The following is a 19,326-nucleotide window of genomic DNA, read 5'->3' as shown; positions in this document are numbered from 1 at the left end:
TCGATCACTTCCATCAACCTCGCCCACGGAACGACCTGGTCCATCTTCTCCAGAAATATCTCACGCCGCGTACGCTTTTTCTTCTTGTCGTACTCGGCTTGGGCGAAACTAACTTGGCTCGGCGACGTTGGCTTCATCTTGGGGGAAGTGTTGATGGCTATCTTGCTATAACGGTTATGCTTCGAAATAGGTTGGCCGGTATCGACGAATAAATCCGCGTTTCCTTAGGCCTGCGCAGAAAAAGAGTAACTTGCGCCGCATCCATGGCGAACCCAACGCCGTGCGGTCAATCCAACCCGCATACCTGACCGGGGAGGCATGGTGATGAGTGATCAACACGACACGCAGGAGTTGCTCGACAGTCTGGTGGCATTTACCCGAGAGCATCGCGCGATTCACTGGAGCGGGACGCTGACGCGCTTTTTGCAGGAAATCGTGGCGCCGGACCCGACCATGGCGGTGCGCACCTCGCACCAGTACATCTGGGACATGATTCGCTGGACCGGCGCCGCCAGCGGCAACGGCCGGCTGTTCCAGGACGAGCTGTTCGGCATTGATCCGGCACTGGAACGGGTGGTCGATTACTTCAAGGCCGCCGCCAGCGGCTCGGAAGTCGGACGCCGGCTGCTGCTGTTGCTGGGACCGCCCTCCGGCGGCAAATCGACGCTGGTGATCCTGCTCAAGCGCGGACTCGAAGAATACAGTTATACCGACGCCGGCGCCTTGTACGGCATCGCCGGCTGCCCGGTGCATGAATCGCCGCTGCATCTGGTGCCGCACCGCCTGCGTGCCCGTTTTCGCGAGCTCTGGGGCGTCGATATCCAGGGCGAGCCTTGCCCGTTCTGCCGCACCGTGCTGGAAGACCGGCATGCCGGCGACTTCATGCAGATGCCGGTCGAGCGCATTTTCATCTCGGAAGCCGGTCGCTGCGGGATCGGTACCTATGCACCCCATGATCCCAGCACCGCCGACCTGGCCGATCTGGTCGGCTCGGTCGACCTGTCCAAGGTAGCCGAGGTCGGCGACGAGGGCGACCCGCGCGCATGGTCATGGTCCGGCGCGGTGTACGCGGCCAGCCGCGGCATGCTGGAGATGATCGAGATTCTCAAGGTCAAGCGCGAATTCCTGTACCTGTTGCTGACCCTGACCCAGGAAAAAAACGTCAAGGTGTCGCGCTTTCCGCTGATTCATCTGGATGAAACCATCCTCGCGCATACCAATCTGGCGGAGTTTCGCCGCTTCCTGCAAGAAAGCGAAAATGAAGCCCTGCTCGACCGCATGGTGATCATCCAGGTGCCCTACACGCTCAACTACCATGATGAAGCACGCATCTACCGCAAGCTGATTTCGGCCGCTGCGCCAGCGTTTCGCGATGTGCATCTGGATCCCCATGCATTGCACGCGACGGCGGTGTTTGCCACCCTCACCCGCCTCACCGACAGCGAGGAAAAGGACGGCGAACTGGCACGCAAGGTGCGGCTCCATGCCAATGAAGACGTCGATGACCTGCCGCGCGCCGAGGCCGAGCGGCTGCGCCAGAAAACGCCGGAGGACGGATTGTCGGGCGTGTCGCCGCGTTTTGTCATCAATGCGTTGTCGAACGCGATCATCCAGTCCGACGCGCACAGCCTGACCACGATGGACGTGCTGCTGGCACTCAAGGATGCGATTGAAAACGACGCCCGCATCGATCCCAAGAAAAAGCGCAAGTGGATCGACTATCTGGTGCTGACCCGCAAGACGTTCTATAACCGCTGGGTCAAGGAAGATGTCCACAAGGCGCTGTTCGTGTCGTTCGAATCGGAAGCGCAGCAGCTGCTGGAGAAGTACCTCGACGAAGTCGAAGCCGCGCTCGACAACCGCATCATCACCGATCCGATCACCAACGAAGAGCGCAAGCCGGACGAACGCTTCCTGCGCGCGGTCGAAGAAAAAATTCACATCTCCGATTCCGGCAAGCAGTCGTTTCGGCAGGAAGTGGTGCGCAAGGCGATGGGGGCCTACAAGCGCGCCGAAAAATTTTCGCTCGACAGTCACGCGCAGTTGCACGATGCCGTGCAACAGTATTTGTTCGAACAGCGCCGCGACGTGCTGCGACTGGTCAGTTCAACGACCCGGCCGGATGACGACGTCAAGCAGAAAATCTCGGCGGTCGAACGACGCCTGGTCGACGAATATGGCTATGACGCCCACAGCGCGCGCGAGGCGATGAACTATGTGACAACCCTGCTGGCACAGGAGTAAATCCATCATGAGCGGCATTCTCAGCATCTCGTCCGACACCGCATGGTTCGAGCTGTTCTCGCGCGGCGCGCGCGACTGGCTGCGCCATAACCAGAAAGTGCGTGAGGCAGTCCAGCACAACATAAGCGACCTGCTGACCGGACCCGACCTCATCACCGGGACGCAGGATCGCACCGTGCAGGTGCCGGTGCGACTGCTGGAGCATGCACGCTTTCGTCTGGCCGACGTGCGCGGCCCGGCGTCGGCCGCAGCCGGCCAGGGCCACGGCAAGCCGGGTGACCTGTTGCGGCCGCTGCCGCGCCGTGGCGGCGATGACGATGCCGACGGCGCCGAACAGGAAGGCGAGATCCGGTTGCTGCTGGAATTCCGTCTTGACGACATCGTCGACTGGATCTGGGAAGAAATGCGGCTGCCGTGGCTGCAGCCGCGTCGCAACGCCGGCATCACCGATGCCGATTTGATCCGCGAAGGCTGGGACAAACGCGGCGCCCTGTCGCGACTGGACCGCCGCCGCACCGTCAAGGAAGCCGTCAAGCGGCGCGCCATCCAGCCGGATGCGCCGCCGTTCTCCAACGAAGACCTGCGCTTTCGGCAACTGGTGCTGCGTCGCAAGCCGGTCACCAGCGCAGTGGTGCTGTTTGTGCTCGACGTATCGGCCAGCATGACCGAACGCGAACGCAAACTGGCCAAGACATTCTTCTTTCTGGCGCTGCAAGGTATCCGGCGTAACTACAGCACCGTCGAGACACGCTTCATCGGCCACACCACGCACGCCTGGCAGTTCTCCGAGGCGGACTTCTTCAGCGTCAGCGGCACCGGCGGCACCGGCGCATCGAGCGCCTTTCGGCTCGCGCTGGAGCTGCTGCAGGATGAATTTCCGCCCGATCGCTTCAATGCCTACATGCTGTATGCCTCCGATGGTGAAAACTTCAGCGAGGACCGCGCCGCCGCCACCGAGAGCCTGCAGCGCCTGACGGCCCAGCTGAACTACATCGGGTATGTCGAAACCACGCCCGGCACCATGCATGCGACCGACACGGAGATGAAGTCGATTTGCCGCGAGCTGCAGCGCGCCGGCGCGCCACTGGCCATCAGCGTACTGGTGCGCAAGGAAGATATCTGGGAGGCGATCCGGAAATTCCTGGTCGAGCAAAACCAGCACGAGGAGTCGCTCCCATGAGCGGCGCCAGCGTCGATCAGCTGCAGACGCTCGCCACCCGCATCACCGCGCTGGCCCACCGCCTTGGCATGGATTTCGATCCGGTCGAATTCGAGCTGGTGCCGCCCGCCTTCATGACCGAGATCGCGGTGTACGGCTTGCCGGTGCGCATGCCGCACTGGTCGTTCGGCGTGCGCTACATCCACCAGCTGATCCGGCAGGGGATGGGACATTCGCATATTTTCGAAGTGATGTTTCCGGGCGATCCGTGTCGCGCCTATCTGGTCGACAGCAACTCGCTGGCCGAAAATGTGCTGGTGATCTGTCATGTGCTGGGCCATGCCGATTTCAGTCGCAACAACCAGTTGTTCGCACGCTTCATGCAGATGGCGGGTGGACGCATCCTGGAGCAGGCTGCGGCGCGTGCGCACCGGATCGACGCAGCCCTGGCCGAACATGGCCAGCAACGGGTCGAAGCCATCCTCGATGCCGCGCTGGCGCTGGAGCCGCATGTCAATGTCGGCCAGCCGCTGCATCGAGATCCTTACCCGCAATGGCATCCGGCCGCCGTCAGCCAGCCACGCGACCGGTTCCAGCAACGCTTCCAGCAATTGCCCGGCGAGGCCGCGCCCGCTCCGCTTGCGAGCGCGCCGCAACGCATGCCGGTTCCGCCGGCGCCAGAGTATGACCTGCTCTGGTTCATCGCCAATTACGCGCCGGAGCTGGAAGGCTGGGAACGCGACATCTTCCTGGCGGTGCGTGAGGAGTCGTTCTATTTTTTCCCGGTGTTCGCCTGTCAGATCATGAACGAAGGCTGGGCTTCCTACTGGCATGCGCGCTTGCTGCGCGAGGCAGATTTACTGCCGCACGACCTGTACCTGTCGGCATTGAAGGCGCACTCCGATGTAGTCCGTCCGTTCGCGGCGGAACGGCAGTTGGCGCTGTCGGTCAATCCCTACCACCTCGGGTTTTCGATCTGGGAGCATGTGATCGACAAGCTGGGGCTGGAGGCGGCGCGCCGCATTCGCGATGAAGAGGACGACTTCGGTTTCATCCGCAATTACCTCGACGCCGGGCTGGCCGCGCAACTGGATCTGTTTGTCTACAACGCCCAGCCCGACGGCGCCGTGCGGATCGGCCAGAATGATATTCACAGCCTGCACGAAGCGATCCTGGCGCCACGCTTCAACTACGGAGCGCCGCGCGTGGCAGTGACCCAGCTGCATGCGGACGGCAGCCTGGAACTCGAACACGACAGCGTGACCGATGGCCGCGGCCTCGACCCCAAGCGCGCCGAAAGCGTTCTGGGTTACATCAGCAAGATCTGGCGCCGGCCAGTCAGCCTGCACACGCTCGACGAGCGCAATAACCGCCGTACGCTATTCGGCCGCGCCCGGGAACGCTGAGGCCGGGTGATCGATCGCAGTACCAGCGTCGCGCCGCACCGATGCCAGCATCTCATCGAGCGTTTCCATGAATTCGTTGACCTTGATCGGCTTGGTCAGGTAGCGCGCAAAGCCGGCGTCCAGACCGCGCTGGATTTCATTGGGCATTGCGTTGGCCGACAGCGCGATGACCGGAATGTGCGCGGTGCTCGGATCGGCTTGCAGGATCTTCATGGCAGTCACCCCGCTAATGCCCGGCAGGTTGATATCCATCAGCACCAGCGCAGGTTGGTGCGCGCGCGCGAATTCGACGCCGAGGCTGCCGTTGGCCGCACTGAGCAATTGCAGATTGGGACGGCGCGCGATCAGCTGCTCGACCAGATCGAGGTTGGCCGTATTGTCCTCGACATACAGCACGGTGCGCTGTGGCAGACCATCACGCACCTGCAGCAACGCCTGATCGGCGGTTTCGGCATCGTCGTGCTGCAACTGCTTGGGACTGGTCACAGTGAATTCGATCCAGAAGGTGCTGCCGACGCCGACTTCGCTGTGGACGCCGATGGAACCACCCATCAAATCAACCAGCCGTTTGGTGACCACCAGCCCGATCCCGGTGCCCTCCTCCGCACCGGTCTCGCGGCCGAGCCGGTTAAATGGCTGGAACAATTGCCCCAGCTGCTCCTCCGACATGCCTGACCCGGTGTCGCGCACGGTGATGCGCAGCCGGTCGGCGTGGCGCACTGTCCAGTCCACCGCGACTTCGCCGCCGGGGTGGTTGTATTTGATGGCGTTGGACAGCAGATTGATCAGCACCTGCTTGATGCGGGTGCGATCGGCTTCGATGAACTGCGCGCTGTGTTGCTGCGGAAAGGTCAGCGTGATCTGTTGCGCATTCGCTTGCGGCTCAACCATGGCCCGGCATTCCAGCAGCAGGGACAACAGCGACACCGGCTCGGGTGACAGCGTTGCCTTGCCTGACTCGATCAACGCCAGGTCGAGAATTTCGTTGATCAGCTCGAGCAAATACCAGCCGCCCTTGAGGATCTGTTCGATGTAGCGCTTGTGCGCTGCAGAGATCGGCGGCGTGGCGCTGTCAATCAGCTGGGCGAAACCGAGGATCGCATTGAGCGGCGTGCGCAGTTCGTGACTCATGCTGGAGAGGAAATCGGATTTTGCCCGATCCGCTTTCTCGGCCACCAGCCGGGCCTCTTCCAGCGCGACGTTTTTCTCCAGCAGCACCACCGACAATGCCTCGGCACCCTCCTTGGCGGCAGTCAGTTCGGCGGTCCTGGCGACGACTTCCTGCGCCAGGTTGTCGCGGTGGGCTTTCAGGTCGACATCGGCCTTTTCGACCCGCGCCGCCATGCCGTCAAAGGCCGCGGCAAGTTCGCCGATTTCATCGCCCTGCCGCAGTCCCAGCCGGTGCACGTAATTGCCGCCGGCCACATGATGCGTGGCCAGCTCGAACACGCGCAATGGTTGCAGGATGCGCCGGCTGACCAGATGCCAGACAAAACCGATCAACGCCGAAATCGCCAGCAGGAACAGACCGATATAAATCTGCATGTCGCGCAAGGTGCCTGCCTGCACGGCACGGGTGGCACCGATCAGTTCATGCGCGATGCCGGTGACTTCCTGCGTCAACACCAGCAGCGACGCGACTGAACGCGCCTCGACCGCAGATTCCAGCGCGGAGGGTCGCCGCAATGGCATGTCAGGTGTATCAGGCGGCCGGATCAGGCGCGCGTAGATTGTCTGCATCAGGGCAATTTTCTTCTGGATGCGCTCAAGCTCGGGCTGGACCGCGGTCAGCATGGGACGCATGCGCCCGATCTGCAGATTCATGCTGGCGATCTTGCGTTGCCACTGGTCCTGGCTGCGCGCCTCGTGGAACAAGGCGGTTTCGACCACCACCTGGCTCAGTTGCGCGGCACTGATGATCAGATCCTCGGCGGCGCGGATATCGCTGATGTCCTGTTCGATGTGACGCGCGGCCATCAGCGCCATGCCGACCGTCGCCGGTATCACCAGTGCGCCAAACAGCAGCAGGCAATTGATCTGTGTGCGTATCTTCAAGTTGGCTCCTAATGCACCAGCGTTACTGCATCCGGCAGCAACGATTCAAGGTAGTGATAGCGCATCGCGCCCAGATAGTTTGGCATCGGCCGCATTGTCACCAGATGTTCTTTCATGGCCCAGCGGGTCTGGTCGTCCAGCGCCAGCAGCGTGGCCTGGTCGAGCGCAATCGTGAAATCCTCCGGATCGAACAGCTGCGCCAGCATGGCATCGTCCATCCCGATCATCGGCCCCACCACCTTGCGCGCTTGCACCGGCTTGTCCTGAATCGAGTCAGCCGCCGCAATCAGCGCCTTCAGGACCCGCTTGACGGCGTCCGGATGGCTGTCAATCCAGCCGGGCCGGCCCGCCAGGATCAACCGGAACGCGTACACGTCTTCGCCATAAAAAACCTGGACGCGGTCGCCCATTTCATTTTCGATGCGCTTCAGATGGGGCTGGAACATCACCGCCGCATCCAGCCGTCCGCCGACAAAGTCAGCGTACAGCGCATCGATACCCCGATCGCTCCAGACGACTGCGTCATTGGCAACGCCATTGACCTGCAACAGCGCATCCAGAAAATACGTCAGATTGGTTCCCATGGTCAGGCCGATCGTTTTTCCGCTCAAATTCCTGATATTACGGATGCCGCGATCACGACGCGCGACGATGCCCAGCGAACGGCGTGACTCGGCAACGCTTGCCAGCATCGCGATGTCGGCACCGCCAGCCAGCGCGAACATCAATGGCGTATCGGCCACCAGCGCCAGATCCGCATGGCCCTCCAGCACCGACTTCAAGGCGTCCTTGCCGATCTGAAATGGCTGGACCGTTACATCGACGCCCTCGGCCCGAAACAACCCCTGTCCGCTGGCGACCAGCATCGGCGCGCTGACGATTTGCATCGGCACCGCGACGATCACCTTCGGCAGCGCGGCAGCCGGCGCCTGGCGATCCCGCAGCAGCGCGTACGCCAGAACCGACAACGCGCCAAGCCCCAGCGCGCCGCAGATTAATGCGCTGCTGTATCTGGTCGCGTGCTTGCCAACTTTGCGGACTGCCGGGAATCTCATGACGGTGCTTCTTTCGTGGTGACGCAAGCAACTGCAGTGCGCAGACCGACTGCATCTGGCGGATACCGATGGTAGCTCGAAATTCCGGCCAAAACCCGTCGATATTACGGCCGAAGAACTTTATCAGGCGCAATAGTAGCCGATATCGCGCCCAATCCGGCTGGCGCGGCTGCAACCGTCGTCGGGCTACAATGTGCGCTCCCTCCAGCCATCCGAATCGTAGCGCCTCATCATGTCTGAACAAATCCACACGCCCCTGCCGTATTCCACCGAAACGATCACCCACGTGCAGCGCTGGAGTGACCAGTTGTTTTCATTTCGCATCACCCGTCCGGCCGGATTTGACTTCAAGGCCGGCCAATATGTCCGGCTGGGATTGCCAATCGATGGCCAGTTGGTGTGGCGGGCCTATTCCATTACCTCCGGGACGCAGCAGGACTGGCTCGAATTCCTGGTCGTCAGCGTTCCCGGCGGCGCGTTTACCGGCGTGCTCGACCGCACCGTGGTGGGCGATCCGATCCACCTCGATCGCAAGCGCTTCGGCTTCATGACCCCCGACCGCTTTGTCGATGGCGACGATTTGTGGATGATCGCCACCGGCACCGGACTCGGTCCGTATGTGTCGATGCTGCAGGAGCCGGCGCTGTGGAATCAGTTCGCCCGCCTCATCGTCGTGCACGGCGTGCGCCACAGCGCCGAATTTGCCTATGCCGACAGCCTGCGCGAGATGGCCGCGGCGCCACCATTTCGCGATACCCGCGCGCGCCTGGCGCTGGTCCATGCAGTCACCCGCGACAGCGCTGCGGCGCCAGACGTACTGCACGGCCGCATCACCGCGCTGCTGGACAATGGCAGCCTGGAACAGGCCGCCGGAACGCAATTGCAGTTGACCAGCGCACGCGTCATGTTGTGCGGCAATCCGGCCATGATCGAGGACATGCGCGCGTTGCTGCATGCACGCGGGCTGCGACCGGTGCGGCGGGCGCTGCCGGGCCAGTTTGTCACCGAAAATTATTGGTAAAAAAAAGCCCCGCAAGCATCGCGGGGCCAGATTACACAGGTCTGCCAATCAGTTGAAGGTCTTGCCTTCGGCGGCCAGGCGCACCAGCAGCGGCGCCGGCTTCCATGCTTCACCGTGACGGCCCTTGGCAAACTTTTCCATCGCCATCAGGACGTTGGTCAGTCCCACCGTATCGGCATAGAACATCGGGCCACCGCGATACAGCGGGAAGCCATAACCGGTCAGGTAGACCATGTCGATGTCGGAAGCGCGCATCGCAATGCCCTCTTCCAGAATCAGCGCCGCTTCATTGACCAGTGCATACACCAGTCGCTCGACGATTTCCGCATCGCTGATCTTGCGGCGTTCGATGCCGAGGTCGGCCGAATGCTTGATGATCATGTCGTTGACGATCTGCGCCGGATAGGCCTTGCGGTCGCCCGCCTTGTAGTCATACCAGCCCGCGCCGGTCTTCTGGCCGTAACGTCCCATTTCGCACAGCAGGTCGGCGGTTTTCGAATAGACGATTTGTGGCTTCTCGACATAGCGGCGCTTGCGGATCGCCCAGCCGATATCGTTGCCGGCCAGATCGCCCATGCGGAACGGTCCCATCGCAAAGCCGAATTTTTCCATCGCCTTGTCGACTTGCTCCGGCAGTCCGCCTTCTTCCAGCAGGTAGCCGGCCTGGCGGCTGTATTGTTCGATCATGCGGTTGCCGATGAAGCCATCGCAGACGCCCGACACCACGCCGGTCTTCTTGATTTTCTTCGACAGCGCCATGGTGGTCGCCAGCACGTCATGCGCGGTGGCTTTGCCGCGCACGATTTCGAGCAGCTTCATGACATTGGCCGGACTGAAGAAATGCGTCCCGACCACATCCTGCGGGCGTTTGGTGAACGCGGCGATCTGGTCCAGATCCAGCGTCGAGGTGTTGGAGGCCAGAATCGCGCCCGGCTTCATGACTTCATCGAGCTTCTTGAACACGGCTTCCTTGACGCCCATCTCTTCGAACACGGCCTCGACCACGATGTCGGCCTGGCCGATGTCGGCGTAATTCAGGGTGCCGCTGATCATGCCGACGCGCTCATCGAACTTCTCCTGCGTCAGCTTGCCCTTCTTCATGGTGTTTTCGTAGTTCTTGCGAATCGTCGCGATGCCCTTGTCGAGTGCTTCCTGCCGGGTTTCCAGCAGCATCACCGGAATGCCGGCGTTGACGAAGTTCATCGCAATGCCGCCACCCATCGTACCGGCGCCGATCACGGCAGCCGACTTGATCGGGCGCACCGGGGTCGACTCCGGCACATCGGCAATCTTGCCGGCGGCGCGTTCGCCGAAGAACGCATGGCGCAACGCTTTCGATTCGGTGGTCTGGACCAGATCAATGAACAGATCGCGTTCGAACTTGATGCCGTCGTCGAATTTCATCGTTACCGCTGCAGCCACCGCTTCGACGCATTTCAGCGGCGCCGGATACGGACCTGACATGGCCTTGACGGTATTGCGCGAGAACTGCAGGAAGGCTTCGTAATTCGGATAGTCGACTTTCAGGTCGCGCACTTTCGGCAGCGGCCGCTGGTCGGCGATCTCCGCCGCGAAAGCCAGCGCGCCGGTCAGCAAGTCACCGTCAATCATCTTGTTGAACAGCGCGGTCTTGGCCAGCTTCTCGGAAGCCACCGGGGTTCCCGAGACAATCATGTTCAGTGCCATCTCCAGACCCAGCACGCGCGGCAGGCGCTGCGTGCCACCGGCGCCCGGCAGGATGCCCAGCTTGACTTCCGGCAGCGCGATTTGCGCACCGGCGCTCGCCACGCGGTAATGGCAACCCAGCGCCAGTTCCAGTCCGCCGCCCATGCAGACGGTATGAATGGCCGCAATGACCGGCTTGCTGGCGCCTTCGACCACGTTGATCAGGGTGTGCAGCGACGGTTCGGCAAACGCATTGGGCGAATTGAATTCCTTGATATCGGCGCCGCCCGAAAAGGCCTTGCCGGCGCCGGTGATGATGATCGCCTTGACTGCCGCATCGGCCAGCGCGCGACGCACGCCGTCGACCACTGCAGCGCGGGTCGACAAGCCCAGTCCGTTGACCGGGGGGTTGTTGAGCGTAATGATGGCGGCGTTGCCGTTGACCTGGTATTGGGCAGTCATGTCTCTTCCTTTTTTGGATGAATAATGGGGGGTTCTTGAATGATCGCTGGGGCTTGAGTATGCCACTTATTGAAGTCGCACTATACCCTGAAAAGAACGGTCGTATTATTTTTTGTGGGGCCTGCTTGACCGCGCGCAGGCGCGCGGCCGAACACCGGCGCTACTCGCCTTTTAGCCGCAACAACGCGCTCTTGCGCTGATCCTCGCTGTTGGCATAGTCAATCCGCCCGTTGGTCACCCGGCCGATCCACAGCATGTTCTGCGTGATCGCATCGTGGTCGACCTTCGAGAACGGTTTCGCGTAGCTGGTGATGACGCCCTGGTAGCGGCTCGTCAGGTTTTCCAGCGCTTCCCGGATCTTGCTGCCGTCACCCGAGTTGGCCTGACGGATCGCGCGGTACAGCAAGTGCATGCCGTCATAGCCCTGCGCAGCGCTCATTGGCGAGGCGATCAGGTCGGTCTTGAAGGCGCGTCGATAGGCCAGCAAAAAACCATTCTTGCTGGTCGAGCCGAGTTCCTGGATGAAGGTCTGCGGCATCATCACGCCTTCGCCAGCCTTGCCGGCGCCGTCGATGAAATTGCGGCTCGAATAGACCCAGCTTCCCAGCGTCGGCACCTTCCAGCCGGCCGTTTCCTTGTTCCTGGCGATGACGGCCAGTTCCGGGCCGATGCCCCAAACCACCAGCGCTTGCGCATCGGTGGCCATGGCGCGCTTGATCTGCGCCAGCATGTCGGTGTCACCGATCTTGAAGCGGTCTTCGGATGCCAGCCCGACGCCGCCGGCCAGACTCTCCGCCTTGAAGGCCTTGGTGCCGGCGTCGCCATACGCAGTGGTATCAGCCAGCAACGCAACCTTGCTCAGCTTGCGACGCTTGAGTTCGGCCACCAGGGTGCGGGCCTCCAGGTCGAGCGTCGGCGAGATCCGGAAAATGTAATTCTCGGGGGCGTTCGGTGGCGCGAATTTCTTGGTCAGTGCGGTACCGGTGGAGACCGCGACCATCAGCGGCAAGTGCGCCTGTTGATAGGCATCGATCGATGCCAGCCCGACCCCGGTGTTGGCAATCCCGATCACGGCGGTAACGTGTTGCTTGACCATGTCATCGGCGATTTTTGCGCCGAGCTCGACCTTGGCCTCATCGTCGCGTTCGATCAGCTCGAACTTCTGGCCATTGATGCCGCCAATCGAATTGATTTCATCGACTGCCAGCCGAATGCCGTTGCGCATGCTCTCGCCGAGCGAACCGGAGCCCCCCGTGAAGGGACCGGACACGCCGATGCGGATGGTCGGCGTCGGCCCGATCTGGGCATGCGCCTGTGGCAGCGTCAACAGCCCGAACAACATGCACAGCAGTCGCGGTGCGCCTGACACCATTGTGGTCTTCGTCATGAGCATTGTGGTCCTCATTGGTAACATCGGCGCAGTGATTTCAAGGGCAGCGCACCGGGACTACACTTCCAGCCATTCCTTGCGGATGGCGCCATTGCGTCTGAGTTCGTCAGGCGTTCCTTCAAACACAATCGAACCGTGCCCCATCACGTAGACCCGTTGCGAGATATCCAGCGCGATGGCCAGCTTCTGCTCCACCAGCAAAATCGAAATGCCGCGATTCTTCAGGGCGTTCAGGTATTCGGCCACCAGGTCGACGATCTTCGGCGCCAGTCCTTCGGTCGGCTCATCAATCATGATCAGGTCGGGATCGCCCATCAGCGTGCGGCACAGCGTGAGCATCTGCTGCTCGCCGCCGGACAGCACGCCGGCAGCAGTGTGCTGACGCTCACGCAGGCGCGGGAACATCTGGTACATGTCGTTGATGGTCCAGCGCGATTTATGCCCCTTCTTTTCGCCGAGGATCAGGTTCTGCTCGACCGTCAGCGAAGGAAAGATGTCGCGGTTTTCGGGCACGTAGCCCAGGCCCTTGTGGGCAATTTGAAACGCTTTCAGGCCAAGCAGTTCCTCGCCCTTGAACAGGATCGAGCCGGTCGCCTGCACCAGTCCCATGGCCGAGCGCACTGTGGTCGAGCGACCCACGCCGTTGCGTCCCAGCAGACTGACGATTTCACCTTCATTGACAACCAGGTTGACACCATGCAGGACATGGCTCTTGCCGTAGTAGGCATGCAGATCATGAATATCGAGGAGTGCTGTCATGCTGCTGCCTCCACCGGTGCATGGCCGCCCAGATAGGCTTCCTGGACTTTGGCGTTGCCGCGGATATTGGCCGGGGTGTCGCAGGCAATCATCTCGCCATAGACCAGCACCGCAATCTTGTCGGCCAGTCCGAACACCACGCTCATGTCGTGCTCGACCATCAACAGGGTCTTGCCGACCGTGACCTTGCGGATCAACTCCACCGCCGCATCGGATTCGGAACGGCTCATGCCGGCGGTTGGCTCGTCGAGCAGGATCACGTCGGCGCCGCCGGCGATGGTGATGCCGATTTCAAGGGCGCGTTGTTCGGCGTAGGTCAGCAGGCCGGCCGCGGTGGCACGGCGGCGCTTCAGGCCAATCTGCTCCAGCACCGCTTCGGCGCGTTCGTGCGCATCCTTCAAGCCATTCAGGCGATGCCAGAACGAATACTTGTAGCCGAGCGACCAGAGCACGGCGCAACGCAGGTTTTCATACACGCTCAGCCGATGGAAGATATTCGTGATCTGAAAGCTGCGCGACAGGCCCAGACGGTTGATTTCGAACGGCCGCAAACCGACCGTGCTCACGCCATTGAGCAGGATGTCGCCGCTGCTAATGCCAAAGCGTCCCGAGATCAGGTTGAACAGCGTCGACTTGCCGGCGCCGTTCGGACCAATCACCGCGAAACGCTCGCCGGTGGGGACTTGCAGATTGGTGCCGCGAATGATTTCGGATTTGCCGAAACGCTTGCTGACATCCTTCAATTCCAGCGAATAGGCGCTCATGCCTCGGCCTTTCGGGTAGCTGCTTCGATTTCGGTACTCACTTCACTCCAGACGTGTTGGAACGGCGTTTTGACACGACGAAAGGCAAACGTGCCGATGGCCACCAGCACCACGCCGACGATCCAGGCGGTCGGCGCCGCCGTATTGATCTCGGTGCCGACCAGTCGCATCATCGGGCCGGTGCCGGCATCGAGCGTGACGTGGTACAGCATTTCAATCAGCGTTGCCGCGCCGGCGAAGATCACCAGCACGCTCGCGCAAATGGCGCCCAGCAGCGGCGCGACCCGCTTGAATTTCCCGTGCACCATGAGCTGGACATTCATCATCAGCAGGCTCGCCACGCCGCCCGGCGCATACATCACGATCAGGATGAAGAACACGCCCAGATACAGTTGCCAGGCCTTGGTGAAATCCGACAGCATGACGGTCAGGAAGATACCGATCACGGCGCCAATCATCGGCCCGAAGAAGAAGCCAATACCGCCGATGAAGGTGAACAGCAGCACGCTGCCGGAGCGGATCGCACTGACATTCTCGGCGCTGACAATTTCAAAGTTGATCGCCGACAGGCCACCAGCAATGCCGGCAAAGAAGGCCGACAGGATCAGCGTCATGTAGCGCACCCATTGCGTGTCGTAGCCAATGAATTCGACCCGCTCCGGATTGTCGCGTACCGCATTGGTGATGCGGCCCAGCGGCGTTTGCGTGAACGCGTACATGCCGGCGGTGCTGACGAACAGCCACGCGGCGATCAGGTAGTACACCTGGATCTGCGGGCCGAAGGTCACCCCCAGGAACGCCTTGCCGATGACGCGATTGGTCGAGACACCGCCCTCGCCCCCAAAGAACTCCGGAAACATCAGCGAGGCCGCGAACACCAGCTCCACCAGACCAAGCGTGATCATCGAGAACGTGGTGCCACTCTTCTTGGTCGTGACATAGCCGAACAGCACGCCGAAGCCCATCCCGGCGATCCCGCCGATGAGCGGAATCAGCGTGACCGGAATCGGCGCGCCGGCGGTGGCCAGATTCATCGCATGGATCGCGAAGAAGGCGCCAAGGCCGGAGTACACCGCATGGCCGAACGACAGCATGCCGCCCTGCCCCAGCAGCATGTTGAACGACAGTGCGAAAATCATCACCGTGCCCATTTGCGACAGCAGTGACAGCGAGGCGCCGGAATGGAACAGCAGCGGCGCAACAATCAGCAACAGGGCGAAGCCTGACCAGATGATCCAGCGTGCGAGATTGAGTGGTTGGTAAGTCATCGTCATCCCTCTCGTGTACCCATCAAGCCCTTGGGCCTGAAGATCAGAATCAGTACCAGCAACAGGTACGGCATGATGGGCGCGACCTGTGAAATGGTGAGTTTGAGGACCGCATAGCCCGGCGTGGCCGCCGTGATCTCGGCGCCGAACTGCGACAGCAGGCTGATGAACGAGTAATCGATCGCCACCGCGAAGGTTTGCAGCACGCCGATTAGCAGCGATGCCAGCAGTGCACCGACCAGCGAACCCATGCCGCCGACCACCACCACCACGAAGATGATGCTGCCGACCGTGCCGGCCATGCCCGGTTCGGTCACGAAGGCATTGCCGCCGATGACGCCGGCCAGCCCGGCCAGCGCGCAACCGCCGCCAAACACCAGCATCAGCACGCGCGGCACGTTATGGCCCAGCGTTTCGACCGTGTCCGGGTGGGTCAGCGCAGCCTGGATCACCAGGCCGATGCGGGTGCGTGTCAATACCAGATAAATCGCCAGCAGCATCAGCAACGCAATGAGCATCATGAAGCCGCGATAGATCGGGAAGGTGGTGGTGTACAACGTGAACAGCGGGCCATCGAGTTCGGCAGGAATCTTGTACGGGACCGTCGACCGGCCCCAGATCAACTGCACCAGCTCGACGATCACGTACGACAGGCCGAACGTAAACAACAGTTCGGGAATATGGCCGTACTTGTGCACCGAACGCAAACCGAAGCGCTCGACCAGCGCACCAAGTGCGCCGACGACCAGCGGTGCGACCACCAGCGCTGGCCAGAAGCCGAGCACGCTGGCGATGGTGTAGGCGAAATACGCACCAAGCATGTAGAAACTTGCGTGCGCAAAATTCAGCACGCCCATCATGCTGAAGATCAGCGTCAGCCCCGACGAAAGCATGAACAGCAGCAGTCCATAGCTCAAGCCGTTGAGCAAGGTGATTAGCGTGAATTCCACGTGGTTATCCTGTTCGACAAAATGGGGAAAAGCGGAAGTGCGAAAAACGGCAGCGCGACCGGATCACGATCGCGCTGCACAGGCGTCAGGCGCCTGGACGTTTCATTTGGCAGGAGGTTGGCTGCGTGGCGACATACGTATCAACTTTCTGATCGGTCTTCCAGCCATAGCCGGTGTTTTCCTGATCGAACTTGACGGCCTTGCCATCGACCTTGGACCAGGTCGCGATGTACAGAGGCTGCAACAACTGGTGATCGCCCTTGCGCATTTCGACTTCGCCATTCAGATCCTTGAATTTCATGCCTTCCAGCGCCAGCGCCACCTTGATCGGGTCGGTCGACTTGGCATCTTTCATGGCACGCGCCAGCATGTTGGTGATCGAGTAGGTGGCCAGCGCATAGAAGTCGTCGTTGTTCTTCTTCTTGAACGCGTCGACCACTTCCTTGCCGCTGAACGTTTCATTGTTCGGATGCCAGTAGGCGATCATCTTCACGCGATCGGCGCCGGACGGGCCCATTGCCGTCGGCACGCCGGTGGTGCCGGCGTAATAGGTGTAGAAATTCGCCTTCAGATCGGCGTCCTTGGCGGCCTTGATCAGCAGCGCCAGGTCGGCGCCCCAGTTACCGGTAATGACGGTGTCGGCGCCGGAGGCCTTGATCTTGGCCACGTACGGCGAGAAATCCTTGACCTGGCCGATCGGATGCAAATCGTCGCCGACGATCTGGATGTCAGGACGCTTGCGCTTGAGGTATTCCTTGGCAGCGCGTGTGACCTGATGACCATGCGCGTAGTTCTGGCCGATGATGTAGACCTTCTTGATTGCCTGGTCCTTGGCCATGAACGACGTCAGCGCTTCCATCTTCATGTCCGAGTTGGCGTCGAAGCGGAAGTGCCAGAAGCTGCATTTGCTGTTGGTCAGGTCAGGATCAATCGCGGCGTGATTGAGGAACAGGATTTCCTTGCCCGGATTGCGTTCGTTGTGTTTGTTGATCGCATCGATCAGGGCCAGTGCCACACCCGAGCCATTGCCCTGGGTGATGTAGCGGTAGCCCTGGTCGATCACGTTCTTGAGCTGGGTCAGCGATTCCTGCGGACTGCCCTTGTTGTCGAAGCCGACATATTCGAGGGTGTTGTCGCCAGCCAGCTTTTGCTGGTTGACGGTTTCGGCGAACATTTGAAAACTTTTCAGTTCATTCGATCCGATCGGCGCAAACGGGCCGGACAGCGTATCGATGAAGGCGATCTTGACATTTTCGGCGACAGCAACCGGAGCGGCGAACGCCGCAGCCAGGGACAGCACAAGCACAAGTGGGCGGAACGGGGTCATCATTTGTCTCTTCCTTTTATGTTTTATGGATACTGCAGAACAACGGTAACGAACAACTATGCGGTAGGCAGCTTGTAGTCCTTGAATTGCTCCCGCATTTTGTTTTTCAACAATTTGCCGGTTGCGCCAATCGGCAGCGCATCGACAAACGTCACATCGTCGGGTGTCCACCACTTGGCGATCTTGCCGTCGTAGAAGGCCAACAATTCTTCCCTCGTCACATCGACACCTGGACGCTTGACCACGATCAGCAGCGGCCGCTCATCCCACTTCGGATGAAACACGCCAATGCACGCCGCTTGCAGCACAGCCGGATGGGCCATCGCAATGTTTTCAAGATCGATGGTGCCGATCCATTCGCCGCCGGACTTGATCACGTCCTTGCTGCGGTCGGTAATCTGCATGTACCCGTCGGCGTCGATGGTAGCGACGTCGCCGGTCGGGAACCAGCCGTCTTCGAGCACCTTGCCGCCCTCTTCACGGAAATAGCTGGAGATGATCCATGGCCCCTTGACCAGCAGGTTGCCGTACGTTTTTCCGTCCCACGGCAGCTCGAGGCCGGCATCGTCGACGATCTTGATGTCGACGCCATAAATCGCATGACCCTGTTTTTCCAGAATGGCCTGCTTGGCGTCCTCGGACAGCTCCATGTGCTTGGCCTGCAGCGTGCAGGCTGTGCCCAGCGGCGACATTTCGGTCATGCCCCACGCGTGTACGACTTCGATGCCGTACTTGTGGCGCAGCGTCTTCATCATCGCCGGCGGACAGGCCGAGCCGCCAATCACGGTGCGCTTGAACGAGGAAAACTGCAGGTCGTGCTGCGCCATGAAATTCAACAGGCCCAGCCAGACGGTCGGAACGCCGGCGGAGAAGGTCACCTTCTCCTGCTCGAACAACTCATACAGTGACTTGCCATCGAGCGAGCCGCCTGGAAAGACCATCTTGGCGCCGGTCAGCGGCACCGAATACGGCAGGCCCCATGCGTTCACATGAAACATCGGTACCACCGGCAGCACGACATCGCGACCGGAGACGTTCAGGCTGTCGGGCATGGTCGAGGCATACGAGTGCAGCACCGTCGAGCGATGCGAATACAGCGCGCCCTTCGGATTGCCGGTCGTGCCGGAGGTGTAGCACAGGCTGGAGGCCGAGTATTCGTCGAACAGCGGCCAGACGTAGTCAGGCGAGGCGTCGGCCAGCAATTCTTCGTAACACAGCAGGTTGGGGATCTTGCTGTCGGCTGGCATGTGCTCGCGGTCGCACAGCGCAATGAAGCCCTTGACGGTCTTGCAGTGCGCGGCGAAGGCCTCGACCAGCGGCAGGAAGGTCATGTCGAACAGCAGATATTGGTCTTCGGCGTGATTGGCGATGTAAGCAATCTGCTCCGGATGCAGGCGAGGATTGATCGTGTGCAGCACGGCGCCCGAGCCTGACACGCCGTAATACGCTTCCAGATGCCGGTACCCATTCCACGCCAGCGTGGCAACCCGGTCGCCCATGCGCACGCCCAGAGTCGCCAGGGCGTTGGCCAGTTGCCGCGAACGCGTATGGCAATCGTGATAGGTGTACCGGTGAATATCGCCTTCAACCCGGCGCGAAACGATCTCGGTTTTCCCGAAATGGCGATCGGCATGCTGGATGATGCTGGAGATCAGCAAAGGCTGATCCATCATCTGGCCCATCAACGGGCTCTTTGGATACGACGCCATCTTGTCTCCTGAATTGTTTTTATAAAATCACGAGGCTGATTTTTGTACGGTCGTGCTTAAAGCGTCAATGCATTTCGATGCTGCAGCGCCGC

The 19,326-nt window shown here is 61.0% G+C and carries 14 protein-coding genes; 4 read left to right on the top strand and 10 right to left on the bottom strand.

The genetic code is table 11. From position 1 onward, the window contains the following. Positions 1–324 precede the first annotated feature (324 nt). Genes RCH09_RS06235 through RCH09_RS06225 form a run of 3 tightly spaced genes read left to right on the top strand, consistent with a single transcriptional unit; the run spans position 325 to position 4,809 of the window. Complete coding sequence (locus RCH09_RS06235) at positions 325–2,244, top strand: serine protein kinase (protein WP_326940184.1); 1,920 nt, start codon at positions 325–327, stop codon at positions 2,242–2,244. A 7-nt stretch (positions 2,245–2,251) separates the two neighbouring features. Further along, positions 2,252–3,424, top strand: coding sequence for a DUF444 family protein (locus RCH09_RS06230; RefSeq protein ID WP_326940183.1), 1,173 nt, complete (start codon positions 2,252–2,254; stop codon positions 3,422–3,424). Further along, on the top strand, positions 3,421–4,809 hold the full coding sequence (locus RCH09_RS06225) for a SpoVR family protein (RefSeq protein WP_326940182.1): 1,389 nt from the start codon (positions 3,421–3,423) through the stop codon (positions 4,807–4,809). Before RCH09_RS06230 ends, RCH09_RS06225 begins: the two co-directional genes overlap by 4 nt. On the opposite strand, the gene RCH09_RS06220 is transcribed toward RCH09_RS06225, so the two are convergent. Next, positions 4,783–6,864, bottom strand: coding sequence for an ATP-binding protein (locus RCH09_RS06220; protein WP_326940181.1), 2,082 nt, complete (start codon positions 6,862–6,864; stop codon positions 4,783–4,785). The two genes, RCH09_RS06225 and RCH09_RS06220, sit on opposite strands and share 27 nt — an antisense overlap. 8 nt (positions 6,865–6,872) lie before the next feature. Continuing rightward, positions 6,873–7,919 (bottom strand): ABC transporter substrate-binding protein, encoded by a 1,047-nt coding sequence (locus RCH09_RS06215; RefSeq protein ID WP_326940180.1) that lies wholly within the window; start codon positions 7,917–7,919, stop codon positions 6,873–6,875. Positions 7,920–8,151: 232 nt separating this feature from the next. On the opposite strand from RCH09_RS06215, the gene RCH09_RS06210 reads away from it, so the two are divergent. Next, complete coding sequence (locus tag RCH09_RS06210) at positions 8,152–8,940, top strand: ferredoxin--NADP reductase (protein WP_326940179.1); 789 nt, start codon at positions 8,152–8,154, stop codon at positions 8,938–8,940. Positions 8,941–8,988: 48 nt separating this feature from the next. Here RCH09_RS06210 and RCH09_RS06205 read toward each other — a convergent pair whose 3' ends face one another. The 8 genes from RCH09_RS06205 to RCH09_RS06170 all read right to left on the bottom strand — a co-directional run bounded on the left by RCH09_RS06205 (position 8,989) and on the right by RCH09_RS06170 (position 19,234). Next, entirely contained in the window at positions 8,989–11,067 is a 2,079-nt protein-coding gene (locus RCH09_RS06205) for a 3-hydroxyacyl-CoA dehydrogenase NAD-binding domain-containing protein (protein WP_326940178.1), read from the bottom strand. A 160-nt stretch (positions 11,068–11,227) separates the two neighbouring features. Further along, complete coding sequence (locus RCH09_RS06200; RefSeq protein ID WP_326940177.1) at positions 11,228–12,454, bottom strand: ABC transporter substrate-binding protein; 1,227 nt, start codon at positions 12,452–12,454, stop codon at positions 11,228–11,230. Positions 12,455–12,514: 60 nt separating this feature from the next. Then, on the bottom strand, positions 12,515–13,216 hold the full coding sequence (locus tag RCH09_RS06195) for an ABC transporter ATP-binding protein (RefSeq protein WP_326940176.1): 702 nt from the start codon (positions 13,214–13,216) through the stop codon (positions 12,515–12,517). Beyond that, positions 13,213–13,980 carry an ABC transporter ATP-binding protein gene (locus tag RCH09_RS06190; protein WP_326940175.1) on the bottom strand — a complete coding sequence of 256 codons (768 nt, stop codon included), beginning with the start codon at positions 13,978–13,980 and terminating at the stop codon, positions 13,213–13,215. Before RCH09_RS06190 ends, RCH09_RS06195 begins: the two co-directional genes overlap by 4 nt. Then, positions 13,977–15,254, bottom strand: a complete 1,278-nt coding sequence (locus tag RCH09_RS06185; RefSeq protein ID WP_326940174.1) for a branched-chain amino acid ABC transporter permease — start codon at positions 15,252–15,254, stop codon at positions 13,977–13,979. Before RCH09_RS06185 ends, RCH09_RS06190 begins: the two co-directional genes overlap by 4 nt. Beyond that, complete coding sequence (locus tag RCH09_RS06180) at positions 15,251–16,198, bottom strand: branched-chain amino acid ABC transporter permease (protein ID WP_326940173.1); 948 nt, start codon at positions 16,196–16,198, stop codon at positions 15,251–15,253. The genes RCH09_RS06185 and RCH09_RS06180 overlap by 4 nt, the downstream gene beginning before the upstream one ends. Positions 16,199–16,283: 85 nt before the next feature. Then, positions 16,284–17,525 (bottom strand): branched-chain amino acid ABC transporter substrate-binding protein, encoded by a 1,242-nt coding sequence (locus RCH09_RS06175; RefSeq protein WP_326940193.1) that lies wholly within the window; start codon positions 17,523–17,525, stop codon positions 16,284–16,286. Positions 17,526–17,581: 56 nt separating this feature from the next. After that, a complete protein-coding gene (locus RCH09_RS06170) occupies positions 17,582–19,234 on the bottom strand; it encodes a 3-(methylthio)propionyl-CoA ligase (RefSeq protein WP_326940172.1) in 1,653 nt (550 codons plus the stop codon). Positions 19,235–19,326: the final 92 nt, after the last annotated feature.

The organism is Actimicrobium sp. GrIS 1.19, from assembly GCF_035984655.1.
In the GTDB taxonomy this organism is placed as follows: domain Bacteria; phylum Pseudomonadota; class Gammaproteobacteria; order Burkholderiales; family Burkholderiaceae_D; genus Actimicrobium.
This window is presented reverse-complemented; position numbering and strand designations above follow the sequence as displayed.